The sequence below is a fragment of the Aromatoleum buckelii genome (assembly GCF_012910785.2).
Classification (GTDB): Bacteria; Pseudomonadota; Gammaproteobacteria; order Burkholderiales; family Rhodocyclaceae; genus Aromatoleum; species Aromatoleum buckelii.
Genome location: NZ_WTVH02000010.1, coordinates 438,326 through 452,649 on the forward strand (window position 1 = coordinate 438,326; position 14,324 = coordinate 452,649).

A 14,324-nucleotide genomic window follows, 5' to 3' on the forward strand; every position below is an offset into this window, starting at 1 on the left:
TCGAGCAGGAGGTTTCCCGTGTCCTTAGCCGCCGTGCCGCGCAGTCATCGCACCGAGCAACACCGCCGTCAGGTCGAGATCGCGGCGCTGGCCGTACTGGTCGCGCATGAGGGGGAATGGGTCGGCGCCGTCGCTGCGGCCGAGGCGCTGCGGGTAAAGTGGCGCCCCCTTGCCTTCGCCTTTCGCCGCATGGTCGCACGCGGCATCGTGCAGGAGGAAATCGTCACCTATCGCGGTACCGCGCGCACGAAAGAGGAGACGCGGCGCTACCGCTTCGGCGAGGTGACGAGCCGCAACCCGCTGCTGCCGGCCGTGCATGTGCCGCCGCGGGGTGTAGCGCGACGGGTGAGCGGCCGGGCGTCGTGGGGTGGGTGAGGGTAGAAAGAACGCCACGTTTTTCTCCAGAAAGAACTACGTATGGTTCGGCTTAAGACGTTTCAACATTCCAGAACTGGGAGATATAGTCAAGACTGGTGTATGACCAGATCCTGATAGAAGGGCTTGATGAGGCGGCGTGCCTCTGCTGAGAATTGAGTTGTCGAGACCAAATTTTCAGCAACCACGGAGGCGCGCCTTGAAGAAGGATACGAGTGAGCAGTCGGTTGAGCAATCGGAAGTGGGGCTGTCGCTGGAGGAGCTGATCCGGCGCGGCGCGCGGGATCTCATCGAGCGGGCGATTGAAGTGGAGGTGCAGCAGTTGTTGGCCGAGTACGAGAACGTGCGGATGCTGGGCGGGAGCCGAGCGGTGGTCAGAAATGGCTACCTGCCGGCACGCGAGGTGCTCACGGCGGTCGGCAACGTCGAGGTGCGGGTACCCAAGGTGCGTGACCGCTCGGGCGCTGGGGTGAAGTTCAATTCCGCCTTGGTGCCGCCGTATGTTCGCCGCTCGGCGCGGGTGTCGGCGGCGTTGCCGTGGCTGTACCTGAAGGGCATCTCGACGGGCGACATGCGCGAGGCGCTCACCGTGCTGCTCGGCGATGAGGCCAAGGGCCTCTCCCCCAACGTGGTGAGCCGCCTGAAGGCCGAGTGGGCGAGCGACTACGCCGGCTGGATGAAGCGGGATTTGTCCGGCAGCCGCTACGTCTATTGGTGGGCCGACGGCGTGCACACCAGCCTGCGCGGCGAGGACGATGCCCGCCAGTGTCTGCTGGTCGTCATCGGCGTGCGGCTCGACGGCACCAAGGAACTGGTCACGATCGGCGACGGGCACCGCGAATCGAAGGCGTCCTGGCTCGAGTTGCTGCGCGACCTCAAGGCTCGTGGCCTCGAAGTCGGTCCGCGCCTGGCAGTAGGCGACGGGGCGCTGGGCTTCTGGGGGGCGCTCGACGAGCTCTACCCCGAAACCCGCCGGCAGCGCTGCTGGGTGCACAAGAGCGCCAACGTGCTCAACGCGCTGCCCAAGAGCCTGCAGGCCAAGGCGAAGGCGCAGCTCCACGAGATCTGGATGGCCCCGACGCGCGCCGCGGCCGTGAGCGCCTTCGAGCGCTTCGTCGAGAGCTACCAGGCGAAGTACCCGAAGGCGGCCGACAAGCTCGTCAGGGATCGCGACGCGCTGCTCGCCTTCTACGACTTCCCGGCCGAGCACTGGATTCACCTGCGCACGACCAACCCGATCGAGTCGACTTTCGCCACCGTGCGTCACCGCACTACCCGCACGAAGAACTGCGTGTCGCGCTCGAGCTTCCTCGGTCTCGCCTTCAAGCTCGTGCAGGAAGCCGAGAAATCCTGGCGGCGGATTCGCGGCGTTGAGCGCATTGCCGAACTGATGGGCGGCGTCGTCTTCAAGGACGGCGAACCCGTGAAAGACGAAGAGCACGAACAGCAGCGGCTCGCCGCCTGATCAGCCATGCCGGACGGGTCCATACACCAGAATTGACTTTAGCTCCAGAACTGGCCGTCGCTTCCGTTGTCCATCCGCAACACTGAGCTGACGTCATCGGAGTCGGTGGCTATACTCTCAAGTATGGCAAGACCTTCCCGATTGGCCCGCGCTTTGCGGGCCTTGTTGTGGGATGAGTAGTGACCAAATCCGCTCAATCGAAAGCGGAACCGCCCGTGTAGGACGGTGATATGGAGTGAATGCGAATGAACATTAAGCTAAGAGGTCCGGAGGCTGTGCACCAGTTTTGCGACGTGGTGTCAGATAGTTGCACTGCGAACCTCACACTGCTGCGCGCCGTCGATGGCGTCGTCGACTGGCTCACCACTCTTTCCGATGAGGCTCAAACTGCTGCAGCAAAGGCTGAGCGTTTTGCCGACCTGATCTGCAAGGCAGAGCCACAAGACGAGATTGACCCCGATGACATTACGGCCGATACCATTCACAACGCCGAAAGTGCCATCGAGCGTCTGATCGAGCAATTTCGTATTCGGCGACAATCAGCGGTCAAAGATCGCGAACTCGGGGGTGAGCACGAGGCCTGCGTCCTTAGCGCTTACGACGAGACCATCGAGGCATTTCAACATCTCCACTCCGCCATGACCGCGCTTCGCTGGGCGATCATGGAGCACGACGCCGACTTGTCACCAGTTAGCGGACCGTTCAGTTCAGTTGAACAAATGCTCTCCCTGCTAAAAGCGGGATGAGGCAGGAGCACCAAAACGGCGGAGTCGTCATCCGCCGCCTTGCCATGACCGGGCGATTTGAGCGTGACTATAAGCGCCTCGATCACGGCCTCCAGGGGAAGGTTGATACTGTGCTCCTCAACCTCACTAAGAATCCCCGGTCTCCCATGCTTCGCTTTGAGAAGTTGGGTGGGTATCGAAGGCCGAGCATCTACACGGTCCACGTCACCCCGAATCATTCGCACAAGCTCTCGTTCGAAATCGACGGGGATACTGCAATTCTCCGCCGGATCGGCACGCACAAGGAAATCGACGGCGCGCCTTAGCTCTTTTGTGATCGGGCGGAGGTATAGAGCGGGTGAGGGGGTTTTTGAAGGCAGCGATGGCGAATGTGAGTAAGGTTGAGAGTAACAAGGCGGTTTAGCCTGGCTGAAAACGTAGCGTCGTCATCGGGTTGCATCTCTGTTGTGTGACTACCGCAGCGCGGCGCACTTCCCCGCGCCCGGCGATCCTCCTCGCGGCGGGCCGGCGAGAACCGCCGGATGGCGCTCGCGGCGCCTCGCTGCCGCCACAAATCATCGCGCGGGTGTTGATTTGTGCACGTGATTCGGCCAGCGGCGAAGCCATAATGACGTTTTTCATGCCATCGGCGTGATGCTGGCGGCGTGGAAAATGACGAATGTCCCTCGGGCCACGTCGCGGCCCGGGCGGTCGAATGGCTTACATGAAAGCATGAACCTGCAATCGAAAATATGGCTGGGCGTCGCTGCCGTGATCGTCACGATCATGAGTGCCGACCTGTACCTCGGCTATCGCGGCATCGAAAAGCAGGTGCGCGCCGAGCTCGACGAGCACGCGCGCGTCGTGCGGGCGCTGCTGATGGCGACGCGGCGGGTCTATCAGCAGCAGTTCCTCGCCAGCGGGCTGCCCGTTGATGAAAGAACCATCGGCTTCCTGCCAGCGCACGCGCTGTCGCGCATCTCGAGTGATTTTCCTCGATGGATCAGCACCGGCTTGTGGTTCAACAACGTCTCGGACCGTCCGCGCAATCCGGACAACCGCGCCGACGCGCACGAAATCGCGGCGATGGACTGGTTTCGTCAGCATCCGACAGCCAGCGAGCGCATTGCCGAAATCCGCGACGAGGGCGGGCCGGATGTCTATCACTTCACCGCACCGATCTGGCTCGAACCCTATTGCCTGCGCTGCCACGGCGAGCGCGGCGCGGCGCCCGCGACGATTCGCGACACCTATGGCGAGGCCTACGGTTACAAAGTTGGCGACCTGCGCGGCCTCATGAGCATCAAGCTGCCGATGGACGAGGTGCGGGTTCGTGCGGCGGAAGTCTGGTGGCAACAATTCGGCCTGCGCAGCGGAGGCTACGTACTGCTCCTAATTCTGCTCGGCGGGCTGCTGCAGCGGCTCGTGGTGCGGCCGTTGCGCGAGTTGCGCGCAGTGACGCAACAACTTGCGCAGGGCGAACTGTCGGCCCGGGCTGGGGTGTCCGGGCGCGATGAGCTCGCTGAACTGGCGACCAGCTTCAACGACATGGCGGCAGCGCTCGCCTGCCACGACGCGCAATATGCCCGGCTGAACCGGATCTACGCAGCGCTCTCGGCAACGAACCAGATGATCGTGCGGGTCGACAGCGAACCCGAACTGCTGCGGCGCATTTGCGAAATCGCGGTGGAGCTTGGCGGCGTGGCGATGGCATGGGTCGGGCGCCGCGATCCGGATAGCGGCAACCTCGTCCCGGTGACGCGTTTTGGGGAGGGTGTCGAGTATGTCGACGGGCTGGTGATTCCGCTCGAGCCGCACGGCCTCGAATCGGCAGGGCCGACTGCCACTGCGTGGCGCAGCAACCGGCCGGTGATCGTCGAGGATTATCTCGCCGAGAGTACAACGCGGCCGTGGCATGCGCGGGCGCGCGAATTCGGATGGCGCTCGGCTGCAGCGTTTCCGATCCTGCGCGGCGGGCAGGTGCATCTGGTGCTCAACCTCTACGACACGACCGTCCAGGGGTTCGATGTGAAGATGCGGGATCTGATCAGCGAGATGGTGACCGACATCGGCTACGCGCTCGACCGCATCGACCTGGTTGCCGAGCAGGCGCGAACGAGCGCCGCGCTGCGCGAGAGCGAAGTGAAATACCGCACGGTGCTCGAAACGTCGCAGGACGGGTTCTGGCTGCTCGACCGCGACGGGCTGCTGACCGAAGTCAACGACGCCTACGTCGAGTTCTCGGGCTATTGCCGCGATGAACTGGTCGGCATGCATGTCACGCAGCTCGATGCCTCCGACGCTTCGGAAGTGGCACGGCATATCGAATCCGCGGTCGAGGACGGCAACGCCACGTTCGAGACCCGGCACCGCACGAAGTCGGGCGAACTCAAGCCGGTCGAAGTCAGCGTGACGTTCGATGCCGGACGTGCAGCATGTTTTTCGCTGTTCGTGCGCGACCTGTCGCGCCGTGACGAGGCGCAGGAGCATATCCGGCGCCTGTCCCATTTCGACACGCTTACCGGGCTGCCCAACAGCAGCCTGTTCGCGGACCTGTTGCGCCAGGCGATCGGGAACGCGCAGCGCAGCGGCGAGTCGCTGAGCGTGATGTATGTCGACATCGATCACTTCCAGCACATCAACGACACGCTCGGGCATCGCATCGGCGACAGGCTGCTGGTCGAGATCGCCGAACGTTTCCGGAATGCTCTGTGCGCGGAAAACACGCTGGCACGCCTGGGCGGAGACGAGTTTTTGATCCTGCTGCCGCGCGCGCAGGTCGAGAGCGCCGCCCATGTGGCCGAGAAACTGATCGTCGCCGCCGCCGACCCGATGCTGATCGAAGGTCACGAGATGCTGGTGACGCCCTCGATCGGCATCGCGATGTATCCGGCCGATGGCGAGGACTTCGAGACGCTGCTGCAAAGGGCCGATACCGCGACGAACCGGGCGAAGAGCGACGGGCGCAACACTTACCGGTTCTTTACTGCGGAGATGCAGCAGCGCTCGGCGCGCACGCTGCGGCTCGAGGCTGCGCTGCGGCGCGCCCTGGAGCGCAACGAACTGGTGCTGCACTACCAGCCGCAGATCGATCTCGTCGACTTCGGGCGCGTGGCAGGCGTCGAGGCGCTGATCCGCTGGCAACATCCGGAACTCGGGCTGGTGTCACCGGCGGAGTTCATTCCGATTGCGGAGAGCAGCGGGCTGATCCTTCCGATCGGGGAGTGGGTCATGCAGACGGCGCTGCTGCAGCTCAAGGCGTGGCAGCTCGCCGGGCTGCCGCTGGGCCAGGTGGCGGTCAACCTGTCGGCGCACCAGTTTCGCCAGCAAAACCTGCCTGCCGTCGTGGCGCGCATTCTCGCCGCAGCGGGCCTGTCCGCCAGTTGCCTGGAACTCGAACTGACTGAAAGCGCGATGATGGACGATCCTGTCGCGGCGGGGGCGATGATGGACGCGCTGCACCGGGATGGCGTACGCATGTCGATCGACGACTTCGGCACCGGGTATTCATCGCTCAATTACCTCAAGCGCTTCCGCATCGACAAGCTCAAGATCGACCAGTCGTTCGTGCGCGACCTGACCCAGGACCCCGAAGGCGAAGCCATCGTCGAGGCGATCGTCAGCCTCGCCCGCACGCTGAGGTTCCGCACGATCGCGGAAGGCGTGGAAAAACCGGAACAGCTCGCCTTCCTACGCGCGAGCGGCTGCCAGGAGGTGCAGGGCTACCTGTTCAGCCGGCCGCTGCCGGCCGACGAACTGGCCGCGTGGCTGCGGGCGTGGCGCCCGGAACTGGCAGCGACATGAATTCCCGGATTCGAATTCCCGGATTCGCCTCCCGACGCGGGCAGCGGGATGCTCCGCTCAGTGCAGCACGCGTGGCATCGCCAGCATGAAGGCCGGGATTTCGGCGTCGAAACGGTGGCCGTCCTCGGCCGCCATCTGGTAGCTGCCCTGCATCGTGCCGACCGGAGTTTCGAGGACGGAGCCGCTCGAATAGCTGAACTGCTGGCCGGGCGCGAGCATCGGCTGTTCGCCGATCACCCCGAGTCCGCGCACTTCCTGGACTTTGCCCGCGCCGTCGGTGATGACCCAGTGCCGGCTGATCAGCTGCGCAGGCACCTCGCCGGTGTTCGTCAGCGTGATGTGGTATGCAAAGACGTAACGATTTTCGTCCGGGTCGGATTGTCCCGGTACAAACTCGGCGGTGGCTTCCACCTTGATGCGATATTTTTCGGATTCGCTCATAGTCTGGTCTCTCGGCTGGGGCGGGTTTGATGGTTCGACAGTTGTTCGGACGAACGGAGAACATCCTCGCCGGCGAACGCTCGCCAGGGGCCCGGAAGGGTAAAATAGCACCTTTGCCCGGAAATTCCCTTATGTCCGTTTCGCCCCTGACCGCTCTTTCTCCGCTCGACGGCCGTTACCACGACAAGGTTGCGGGCCTGCGCGAACACTTCTCCGAGCATGGCCTGATCCGCAACCGGGTGAAAGTCGAAGTCGCCTGGCTGAAGGCGCTTGCCGCCGAGCCGGGCCTCGCCGAGATCGCGCCGTTCTCCACTGTGACCGTCTCCGAACTCGATGCGCTGGTCGCCGATTTCTCGCCCGCGGACAGCGAAGCGGTCAAGGCGATCGAAGCGACCACGAACCACGACGTCAAGGCGATGGAGTACTGGCTGAAGGAACGCCTCGGGCATAACGCCGAAGTCACGAAAGTCTCCGAGTTCATCCATTTCGCGTGCACGTCGGAAGACATCAACAACACGTCGCATGCGCTGATGCTGCGCGAGGGGCGCGACGCGGTGCTGCTGCCGGCGCTCGATCGCGTCATCGCCCGGGTGCGCGAGCTTGCGCACCAGCACGCCGACCTGGCGATGCTGTCCCGCACCCACGGTCAGCCGGCGAGCCCGACGACACTCGGCAAGGAGATGGCCAACATCGCTGCGCGCCTGGTCCGCGCGCGTGCCGCGATCGCCCGCGTGTCGCTGACGGCGAAGTTCAACGGCGCGGTCGGCAACTACAATGCCCACCTGTCGGCATGGGACGAATTCGACTGGGAAAGCTTCAACCGCGGCTTCATCGAATCCCTCGGCCTCGAATTCAACCCGTACACGATCCAGATCGAACCGCACGACGCGATGGCCGAACTCTTCGATGCGATGGCGCGCACGAACACGATCCTGATCGATGCCTGCCGCGACTTCTGGATGTACATCTCGCTGGGTTATTTCAAGCAGAAGCTCAAGGAAGGCGAAGTGGGTTCGTCGACGATGCCGCACAAGGTCAATCCGATCGATTTCGAGAACGCCGAAGGCAACCTCGGCATCGCCAATGGTGTGCTGCGTCACTTCTCTGAAAAACTGCCGGTGTCGCGGATGCAGCGCGACCTGACCGATTCGACAGTGCTGCGCAACATGGGGGTCGGTTTCGGCCACATGGTGCTGGCGCTCGATTCGTGCCTGCGCGGTCTGAACAAGCTCGAAGCCGAGCCGGCACGGCTCGCGGCCGACCTCGACGGCGCCTGGGAAGTGCTTGCCGAGCCGGTGCAGACGGTGATGCGGCGCTTCGGCATCGAGAACCCGTACGAGCAGCTCAAGGCGATGACGCGCGGCAAAGGCATCACGCGCGAGGCGCTGCACGAGTTCATCGGCGGGCTCGCGATTCCCGAAGCGGACCGTGCCCGGCTGCTGGCGATGACGCCCGCGAGCTACGTCGGCAAGGCCGCGGCGCTGGCGAAACGCATCTGAGCGCTGTCACGCAACGGGCCTCGACGAGCGCCACCTGCGGGTGGCGTTCTGCCGCCATCGCAATCAACCGGAGTTCCAATGGCTTTTGCCGACAACCTCAAGCAGTTGCCGAAAATCTCGCACCTGGCCGCGCTGAACCTCATCGATGCGGACGATTCGATCGTCGCCACGATCGAGAACAAGGCCGGGCAGGCCGGCTCGCTGGCGGTCTATAACCACCTCGCGCAGCTTTACGGCGCGATCGGTGCCGAAGCGGCGCGGAAAGGGCTCGAGCTGTACGGCGAGCATAGCGAGGACGCCCGCGCGAATCCCGGCAAGCATCCGAACATCGACCGCCTGATCGGGCTGATCGAGCGCGGCGAGACACTGCGGGTGAAGCAGGTTTTCGCGGTGTGACGTCCGCGCGTTGAAAGTGCTTCTGGCCGGGGCGCGTCGAGGCGCCCCCGGAGTGGTATCGCGTGGCGAGGGACCGCCGTCCCCTCGCGCGGCGCTCACACGACCGCTTCTTCCTTTTCCCGCTTCGGCTTGACGAACTGCTCGCGCGATACGCCGAGCCACATCACGAGCGGGCTCGCGACGAGCACCGACGAGTAGATGCCGAACAGGATGCCGATCGTCAGCGCCATCGCGAAGTAGTGCAGCGTCGCGCCGCCGAACAGCAGCATCGACAGCACCATCATCTGCGTGCTGCCATGCGTGATCACCGTGCGCGAGATCGTCGACGTGATCGCGTGGTCGAGCACTTGGGGCGTCGAGAGGTTGCGGCGCTTCTTGAAGGTTTCGCGCACGCGGTCGAACACGACGACCGACTCGTTCACCGAGTAGCCGAGCACCGCCAGCACGGCGGCGAGCACCGGCAGCGAGAATTCCCACTGGAAGAACGCGAAGAAACCCAGGATGATGATGACGTCGTGGAGGTTGGCGATGATCGCGGACACCGCGAAGCGCCATTCGAAGCGGATCGCCAGATACACGACAATGCCGAAAATCACCAGCAGCAGCGCCATTGCACCGTCGGACGCGAGTTCCTTCCCGACTTGCGGGCCGACGAACTCGACGCGCCGCAGCTCCGGCGCAGGTCCGGCGACCGACTGCAGCGTCGCCATGGTCAGCTCGGAAACCCGCCCAGTATCGAGGTCATCGCGGTTCGGCAGACGGATCAGCACGTCACGGGCGCTGCCGAAATTCTGCACCTGGGCGTCAGGGTAACCGGCGTCGTCGAGCGCCTCGCGGATCGGTTCCAGTTCGGGCGCCTCGGGGTACGTGACTTCGACCAGCGTGCCGCCGGTGAATTCGACCGACAGGTGCAGGCCGCTGGTCGCGAGAAAGAACACCGCGAGCAGGAAAGTGATGAACGAGATGATATTGAACGTCAGCGCATGGCGCATGAACGGGATATCTTTCTTGATGCGGAAGAATTCCATTTCTCAGGCCTTTGGTTGCATCAGGGGCGGCGCCGGGCGCCGCATTCCTTGCGTGTTCGTCAGGTGCTCGTTCAGCTGGCTTTGCCGGGTTTCCAGATCTGGCCGATCGACAGGCTCTCGACTTTGCGGCGCCGACCGTAGATCAGGTTCACGAGCATGCGCGAGATCAGGATCGCGCTGAACATCGAGGTCAGGATGCCGAGGCAGTGCACGACCGCGAAGCCGCGCACCGGGCCGGAGCCGAACACCAGCAGCGCGATGCCGGCAATCAGTGTCGTGATGTTCGAGTCGAGAATCGTATCGAACGCGCGATCGTAGCCGGTGTGGATCGCTGCCTGGGGCGACACGCCGTTGCGCAGTTCCTCGCGAATCCGTTCGTTGATCAGCACGTTCGCGTCGATCGCCATGCCGAGCGTCAGCGCCATCGCGGCGATGCCGGGCAGGGTCAGCGTCGCCTGCAGGAGTGACAGCAGCGCGACCAGCAGCAGCAGGTTCGCCGCCAGCGCGATCACCGACACCACGCCGAACAGCATGTAATACCCGCTCATGAACACCGCGATCGCGATGAAGCCCCACAGCGTCGAATTGAACCCCTTGGCGATGTTGTCGGCGCCCAAGCTTGGGCCGACGGTGCGTTCCTCGATGATCTCCATCGGCGCGGCGAGGCTGCCGGCGCGCAGCAGCAGCGCGACGTCGTTCGCCTCGGTGGTCGTCATGCTGCCGGAGATCTGCACGCGGCCGCCGCCGATCTCGCTGCGAATCACCGGCGCGGTGACGACTTCGCCCTTGCCTTTTTCGATCAGCAGGATCGCCATGCGCTTGCCGACGTTCTCGCGCGTGACGTCGCGGAAGATGCGGCTGCCGGCGGCGTCGAGCGTCAGGTGCACGGCCGGCTCGTTGGTCTGCCCGTCGAAGCCGGGCTGCGCATCGGTGAGGCGATCCCCGGTCAGCACGACCTGCGAGCGCACCAGCAGCGGCGAGCCACCGCGCTCGGTGTAGAGCTCGGTGCCGAACGGCACGTTGCCGGCGAGCGCGGCTTCGAGTGCGCCCGGGCTGTCGTCGACCATGCGCACTTCGAGCGTCGCTGTGCGCCCGAGAATGTCCTTCGCTTTCGCGACGTCCTGCACGCCCGGCAGCTGCACGACGATGCGGTCGGCGCCCTGCTGCTGGATCACCGGCTCGGCGACGCCGAGCTCGTTGATGCGGTTGTGCAGCGTCGTGATGTTCTGCTTGATCGCGAAGTCGCGGATCGTCTGCTGGGCGACCGGAGTCAGCGTCGCGATCAGCTTCAGGTCGGTCGAGCCGTCGTCGCGGTCGACGAGCTGGAGGTCGCGCGTGCTGTCGAGGATCGCGTTGCGTGCCGCGTCGCGCTGGGCCGCGTCGCGAAAGCGCAGCTGGATGGCATTGCCTTCGCGCACGATGCCCGCGTGGCGCACGTCCTTGTCGCGCAGCAGCGTGCGCAGGTCGCCGGCGGTCGCGTCGAGGCGCTTCGTGATCGCGCCCGGCATGTCCACTTCGAGCAGGAAATGCACGCCGCCGCGCAGATCGAGGCCGAGGTACATCGGCAGCGCGTGAATCGCGGTGAGCCAGGTCGGCGAAGCCGACAGCAGGTTCAGCGCGACGATATAGGAAGGATCGCTGGGATCGGGATTGAGCCGTTTCTCGATCGCGTCCTTCGCGCGCAGCTGGTTCTCGGTGCTCGCGAGCCGCACGCGGATGCTGTTGGCGTCGACGAACAGCCCGTCGTAGGGGACCTGGGCGTCGCGCAGCGCCTGTTCGATCGGAGCGGCCAGCGCGGAATCGAGCTTGAGCGTCGCTTTGCCGCTGGAGACCTGAACTGCGGGGACTTCACCATAGAAGTTGGGAAGGGTGTAGATCAGGCCGAAGAACAGGACCAGACCAATGAGGATGTTCTTCCAGAGCGGGTAGCGGTTCATGACTTGAATGAAGTGGGGTGGGGAGGCGCCAAGCGCAGGGGCGGCGGATCGGGACGCTCACGCCGCCGCGGGCCTCACAGGGTCTTCAGCGTGCCCTTCGGCAGCACGTTGGTGACCGATTGGGCCTGGACGATGATATTGACGTTGTCGGCCACTTCGACGTGCAGGAAATTTTCGCCCACCTGGGTCACGCGACCGGCGATGCCACCCTGGGTGACGATTTCGTCGCCTTTCGCGATCGCCGCGACCATCGCCTTGTGTTCTTTGGCGCGCTTCATCTGCGGGCGGATCATCAGGAACCACAGCACGATGAACATCAGGATCAGCGGCAGCATGCCCATCAGGCCGCCGGTCGGGTCGCCCGCAGGTGCGGCCTGGGCGTAAGCGTTGGAAATGAACACGTGGGACTCCGGGTGGTTGCGTAAAGCGGCCGATTATAGCAGCAGGATAAGTCGCGCCTCGTCGCGGCGCCCGCCCGCCTGGCGCCGCGACCGTTGGCGTGTCAATGAATGCCGGTCGAACGATCGGAGTGGAAGCGCGCGACGTGGCTATCGAAGTCGCCGGTGGCGATCGCCGTGCGCAGTTCTGCCGTCAGCGTCTGGTAATAGCGCAGGTTGTGGATGGTGTTCAGCATGCTGCCGAGGATTTCGCCGGCGCGGTGCAGGTGGTGCAGATAGGCGCGGCTGAAGTTGCGGCAGGTGTAGCAGTCGCACGACGGGTCGAGCGGGCGGGTGTCCTGCTTGTGCGTCGCGTTCTTGATCTTGATGTCGCCGTAGCGGGTGAAGAGCCAGCCGTTTCGCGCATTGCGGGTCGGCATCACGCAATCGAACATGTCGATCCCGGCTGCTACGCCGGCGACGATGTCCTCCGGCGTGCCGACCCCCATCAGATAGCGCGGCCGGCCGGCGGGCAGGCGCGGCGCGGTGTGTGCGAGGATGCGTGCCATGTCTTCCTTCGGTTCGCCGACCGACAGGCCGCCGATCGCGTAGCCGGAGAAGCCGATCGCGTCGAGCGCGGCCAGCGATTCGTCGCGCAGGTCTTCGAACATGCCGCCCTGGACGATGCCGAACAGCGCGTTCGGGTTCGCGAGCCGGTCGAACTCGTCGCGCGAGCGGCGCGCCCAGCGCAGGCTCAGCTGCATCGACTTCGCCGCCTCGTCGTGCGTCGCCGGGTGCGGCGTGCATTCGTCGAAGATCATCGCGATGTCCGAGTTCAGCACCGTCTGGATGCGCATCGACTCTTCCGGCGTCAGGAAAAGCTTCGCGCCGTCGATCGGCGACGCGAACTTCACGCCTTCCTCGGTGATCTTGCGCAGCGCGCCGAGGCTGAACACCTGGAAGCCGCCGGAGTCGGTGAGGATCGGCCGGTCCCAGTTCATGAAGCGGTGCAGCCCGCCGTGCGCGCCGACGACGTCGAGGCCGGGGCGCAGCCAGAGGTGGAACGTGTTGCCGAGACAGATCTGCGCGCCGGTATCGGCGAGTGCGGCGGGCGTCATCGCCTTGACGGTGCCGTAGGTGCCGACCGGCATGAACGCCGGGGTGTCGACGGTGCCATGGGCGAGCGTCAGGCGGCCGCGACGTGCCGTGCCGTGCTGGGCGAGGAGTTCAAATTGCATCGTTGCGGTGGGTGATGAACATGGCATCGCCGTAGCTGAAGAATCGGTAGGAGTGGTCGACCGCGTGCGCGTACGCGCGGCGCATCGGCTCGAGACCCGCGAACGCCGACACCAGCATCAGCAGCGTCGATTTCGGCAGGTGGAAGTTCGTGATTAACGCATCGACGACCTGGAAGCGGTAGCCCGGCAGGATGAAGAGTTCGGTCTCGCCGGTGCCCGCTTCGAGCGGCCCGTCCTGCGCGGCGCCTTCGAGTGCGCGCAGGCTGGTCGTGCCGACTGCGATGACGCGACGCCCTGCCGCCCGCGTCGCGGCGATCGCGTCCACGGTTTCCTGCGGTATCACGTACCGTTCGCGGTGCATGCGGTGCTCGCCGAGGTCGTTGACGCGCACTGGCTGGAACGTGCCCGCGCCGACATGCAGCGTCAGCCATGCACCGCGCACGCCTCTCTTCGCCAGTTCGGCGAGCATCGGCTGGTCGAAATGGAGCCCGGCGGTCGGCGCCGCGACCGAACCGCGCTCGCGCGCATACACGGTCTGGTAGCGCGACTCATCGTGCTCGTCGGCGCTGCGGTCGATGTAAGGCGGCAGCGGCAGCTTGCCGTGGTCTTCGAGCAGATCGAGGAGGTCGTCGCTGTCGGGGAAGCGCAGATGGAAGAATTCGCCGACGCGGCCGAGCACGGTGACATCGAACGCGTCCGCGAGGCGCAGCCGGCTGCCGGCGCGTGGCGACTTGCTCGCGCGGATTTGGGCAAGCGCTTCGTGCGGGCCGACCGCGCGTTCGATGAGGACTTCGATGTGACCGCCGGTTTCCTTCGTGCCGTACAGGCGCGCGTGGATGACTCGCGTGTCATTGAATACCAGCAGATCGCCGGGCTGCACCAGTTCCGGCAAGTCGCAAAAACCGCGATCATCCAGGCGCTCGCCGTCGAGCACCAGCAGACGGCTGGCGCAACGCTCGGCAAGCGGTGCCTGGGCGATCAGTTCGGGCGGGAGTAAATAATCGAAATCGTCGAGAGTCAGTGACATGCGCTTGCTGGT

General features: G+C 64.8%; 12 protein-coding genes. 6 read left to right on the top strand and 6 right to left on the bottom strand.

Annotation, left to right across the window (positions count from 1 at the left end; translation table 11 throughout):
• The first annotated feature begins 18 nt into the window (after positions 1-18).
• The 4 genes from GO608_RS12705 to GO608_RS12720 all read left to right on the top strand — a co-directional run bounded on the left by GO608_RS12705 (position 19) and on the right by GO608_RS12720 (position 6,369).
• Positions 19-375, top strand: coding sequence for a hypothetical protein (locus GO608_RS12705; RefSeq protein ID WP_169200449.1), 357 nt, complete (start codon positions 19-21; stop codon positions 373-375).
• A 199-nt stretch (positions 376-574) separates the two neighbouring features.
• On the top strand, positions 575-1,840 hold the full coding sequence (locus GO608_RS12710) for an IS256-like element ISAzo34 family transposase (RefSeq protein WP_169200659.1): 1,266 nt from the start codon (positions 575-577) through the stop codon (positions 1,838-1,840).
• Between the two features lie 245 nt (positions 1,841-2,085).
• On the top strand, positions 2,086-2,586 hold the full coding sequence (locus tag GO608_RS12715) for a hypothetical protein (protein WP_169198021.1): 501 nt from the start codon (positions 2,086-2,088) through the stop codon (positions 2,584-2,586).
• A gap of 711 nt (positions 2,587-3,297) precedes the next feature.
• Complete coding sequence (locus GO608_RS12720; RefSeq protein ID WP_169198022.1) at positions 3,298-6,369, top strand: EAL domain-containing protein; 3,072 nt, start codon at positions 3,298-3,300, stop codon at positions 6,367-6,369.
• A 57-nt stretch (positions 6,370-6,426) separates the two neighbouring features.
• Here the strand turns inward: GO608_RS12720 and apaG are convergent, their stop codons facing one another.
• The gene (gene apaG, locus GO608_RS12725; RefSeq protein ID WP_169198023.1) at positions 6,427-6,810 is read right to left on the bottom strand and encodes a Co2+/Mg2+ efflux protein ApaG; all 384 of its coding nucleotides are present in this window, start codon (positions 6,808-6,810) and stop codon (positions 6,427-6,429) included.
• A gap of 131 nt (positions 6,811-6,941) precedes the next feature.
• Here apaG and purB point away from each other — a divergent pair, with 131 nt between their 5' ends.
• Positions 6,942-8,309, top strand: a complete 1,368-nt coding sequence (gene purB / locus GO608_RS12730; RefSeq protein WP_169198024.1) for an adenylosuccinate lyase — start codon at positions 6,942-6,944, stop codon at positions 8,307-8,309.
• A gap of 78 nt (positions 8,310-8,387) precedes the next feature.
• Positions 8,388-8,705 carry a DUF2322 family protein gene (locus GO608_RS12735; protein ID WP_169198025.1) on the top strand — a complete coding sequence of 106 codons (318 nt, stop codon included), beginning with the start codon at positions 8,388-8,390 and terminating at the stop codon, positions 8,703-8,705.
• 95 nt (positions 8,706-8,800) lie between these two features.
• Here the strand turns inward: GO608_RS12735 and secF are convergent, their stop codons facing one another.
• The 5 genes from secF to queA form a co-directional block, all read right to left on the bottom strand.
• On the bottom strand, positions 8,801-9,733 hold the full coding sequence (secF, locus tag GO608_RS12740) for a protein translocase subunit SecF (protein WP_169198026.1): 933 nt from the start codon (positions 9,731-9,733) through the stop codon (positions 8,801-8,803).
• Positions 9,734-9,804: 71 nt separating this feature from the next.
• Complete coding sequence (gene secD, locus GO608_RS12745) at positions 9,805-11,670, bottom strand: protein translocase subunit SecD (protein WP_169198027.1); 1,866 nt, start codon at positions 11,668-11,670, stop codon at positions 9,805-9,807.
• A 74-nt stretch (positions 11,671-11,744) separates the two neighbouring features.
• Positions 11,745-12,071, bottom strand: a complete 327-nt coding sequence (gene yajC, locus GO608_RS12750) for a preprotein translocase subunit YajC (protein ID WP_169116586.1) — start codon at positions 12,069-12,071, stop codon at positions 11,745-11,747.
• Between the two features lie 101 nt (positions 12,072-12,172).
• A complete protein-coding gene (tgt, locus tag GO608_RS12755) occupies positions 12,173-13,285 on the bottom strand; it encodes a tRNA guanosine(34) transglycosylase Tgt (protein ID WP_169198028.1) in 1,113 nt (370 codons plus the stop codon).
• The gene (gene queA / locus GO608_RS12760; RefSeq protein WP_169198126.1) at positions 13,275-14,312 is read right to left on the bottom strand and encodes a tRNA preQ1(34) S-adenosylmethionine ribosyltransferase-isomerase QueA; all 1,038 of its coding nucleotides are present in this window, start codon (positions 14,310-14,312) and stop codon (positions 13,275-13,277) included. The genes tgt and queA overlap by 11 nt, the downstream gene beginning before the upstream one ends.
• Positions 14,313-14,324: the final 12 nt, after the last annotated feature.